This is a genomic window from Catenibacterium sp., assembly GCF_052354645.1.
GTDB lineage: Bacteria > Bacillota_I > Bacilli_A > Erysipelotrichales > Coprobacillaceae > Catenibacterium > Catenibacterium mitsuoka_A.
Map to the genome: position 1 here is coordinate 1 of NZ_DAWDDM010000260.1, position 2,751 is coordinate 2,751.

The window sequence follows — 2,751 nt, forward strand, 5'->3', positions numbered from 1 at the left end:
TTCATCTATAATGGCTATTAGTTATTGAAAAACCTGCCTTAAAGATTCTGGTTTGCAATGTATCATTATGTTTTATTTGTTAAATGTATTATGTCAAATAAAAGCATAATGACTACTACTAATACTGTATTAACTATACATGCTGTCATTGTTTCATTCATTACTAAATTAGCAATCATAACACTAATAGCAAGCGAAATATTTTTACGTGCAATACGAATATAATCTTTCTTTTTCATAATTTTTCACTTCAACTTCTATGCATAATTAGTGATTAACTTCTAATATCCAAACATACACACAATGAAAGTGGTTCCGAAAACTTTAGCTGCTTTTGCAGGATTAACTACCAATAAATCTGTAATAGCTGAAACACCTACAGTAATACCTGCTTCTGTTGCACAATTCATTATTTTCTTTTGATTTGCTTTATTATAAGGTTTTTGTTTGAACTCTAACCATTTTTGACACTGTGCATATGATTTAAAACCATTTGCACTATACCATGTGCATACATCTACACCTTCACCTGATTGTGCATTGACATCTGATATTTTAGGTATAGTACATACCATCATCACTAATAGCGTTAAACTCAAAATTATCTTCACTACTCTGTTATTCAAACACGTTATTATTTTATTCATAGCAAATCTCCTTTCTGATAATATTTAATGTAGAAGTACTTCTTACAATTACAAATTACATTAATATCTGCATAAATTCAATTATTTCTGATTTAAATGCACTTTTCTTGAATAAAATACAATAACCCTAAATCAGATTCTATCAACCCACTTATCAAATCGTTCTTCTAACTTATTCGATTTTTCATACTTGAACTCAGATTCAATTTTATTTTTATTTATTAGATATATTGTTGGTGCATACTTCAACTTAGGAAATTCATTACTTACATTTTTTGAAATCTCATCTAAAGGAAATTCAGTATCCAGTACAACTTCATAGATTTTTATATCATTCTTTTTTAGATATTTGACCAGCATTTTATGAAAATCATTACAATATTTACAATCCAATAACGTGAACAAGACAATAAACTGTTTATTATTATGTTTCATATCAATTATCTCATCATATGATTTTGCTAATACTGCACCTTCCTTAATAGATGCCTTATCTTTTGTGTTACTTGTACAGCCAAAACTACCAATTAATAAAGAAATTAAAACAAATGATGTTACAAAATACTTCACAACTTTTTTTGCTCTGCTATTATTTACTACCTTCAACATTTCACATCCTCCTTTCTCTTATGTGATATCATATATCTACAATATATAACTTAATTTGTTACATTCAAGAAAATAGGATTTAAATACACTTTTCGTGAATAAAACGCAAGACCTCACTAATTTCGAATAATAGATTAATTACAATTCAAATACTAATGTATCAACAAAACTATTTATCGTATCACTTGATAAACACCTGATATTTTTACAGAAAGAAACATATACATTTATGTTAATCTATACAAAAAGGTACAAGATAAAACGGTCTAAACAATAAACTATTCTCTTTGCCTATATCTTTTTGTGAAATCAAATATGACTTATTCACACTATTGGAATACTTCTTACAGAACTCATTGATTGATTCATGTTTTCCAATACCTGAAGATTTCACCTCAAATACTTTGATTTTACTTCCATCTGATATTAGAAAATCAACCTCATAATAATGTGTACTTCCTTTTTTATCCCAAGTATGATAGTACAATTCTCTTCCTGATGCAGCAATCATCTGAGCCATTAGATTTTCATACAAATAACCAAGATTAATAGGCAACTTATCAGATAATAGTTTTGCATATATTTCATTTTCTGTTGCTGGGCGATCAATAAACATAAGTGTGACAAACAAACCAGTATCCGCAATATATAGCTTATAACTATCAAAATCTTTTGTATCTGCCAAACTCACTTTAGGATCCGTTGTATTAAAACATGGTAGCACTGTCTTTGAATCAATCAACTCATATAATAATTCTTCACTTCTTACATTATTCTTCTTACCTATCGCAGTTGTTATGCGATATTTTTTTGTATCTTTTGCGAGCTGAGCAGGAATTGAATGATACATAGCTGATAATCTACCAGAAGCATCAATCTTCTTAAAATCTTCTTCATACAGATTAATAATCTGTCTTTTGACCATATCTATTTCTGAAAAGTTTTTACCATTTACATAGGCTTCTACAGCTTGTGGCATTCCCCCAACAGCCATATATATTCTCAAATCTCTCATTAACTTACGATTTGTAGCCTGACCAATGGCTTTACCCATATTATATATATCTTTCAACAATCCATAATTACTACCTGTGGCAGTACAGAACTCTTCATAGTCCATTGGGTAAATCTGAATCTTCATCTCCTCAGAAGGAATAAGAATATCCTTTACATTCTTCTTAATTGATATCAAAGATCCTGTTTCTAGATAACTATATCTACCATCTGCAACAAGATGTTTAATTGCTTGTCTTGCTTTAGGAAATAACTGTACTTCATCAAAAATAATAAGAGACTCATGTTCATATAATGTTATTCCTGTTTCAGCCTGCAATCTTAGAAAAAATATATTTAGATTACCTATATCATCAAAACATTCAAGAATATTATTTGTTGTCTTTGAAAAGTCTATCAAAATATATGACTTATACTCATTCTTCGCAAAATTTTCCGCAATAGTTGACTTACCAACACGTCTTGCCCCCTCTAATAGAAC

4 protein-coding genes are annotated in these 2,751 nt (G+C 29.0%); all 4 read right to left on the reverse strand.

Features of this window, described 5'->3' with window-relative positions; genetic code table 11:
* Positions 1 to 65: 65 nt before the first annotated feature.
* The gene (locus ACT8VG_RS09640; RefSeq protein WP_444195739.1) at positions 66 to 239 is read right to left on the reverse strand and encodes a hypothetical protein; all 174 of its coding nucleotides are present in this window, start codon (positions 237 to 239) and stop codon (positions 66 to 68) included.
* A 42-nt stretch (positions 240 to 281) separates the two neighbouring features.
* Positions 282 to 647, reverse strand: coding sequence for a hypothetical protein (locus ACT8VG_RS09645; RefSeq protein WP_432269328.1), 366 nt, complete (start codon positions 645 to 647; stop codon positions 282 to 284).
* 132 nt (positions 648 to 779) lie between these two features.
* Entirely contained in the window at positions 780 to 1,256 is a 477-nt protein-coding gene (locus tag ACT8VG_RS09650) for a hypothetical protein (protein WP_432269329.1), read from the reverse strand.
* A gap of 232 nt (positions 1,257 to 1,488) precedes the next feature.
* Positions 1,489 to 2,751 (reverse strand): ATP-binding protein (locus tag ACT8VG_RS09655; RefSeq protein WP_444195740.1); only part of this gene is annotated, 1,263 nt, incomplete at its 5' end.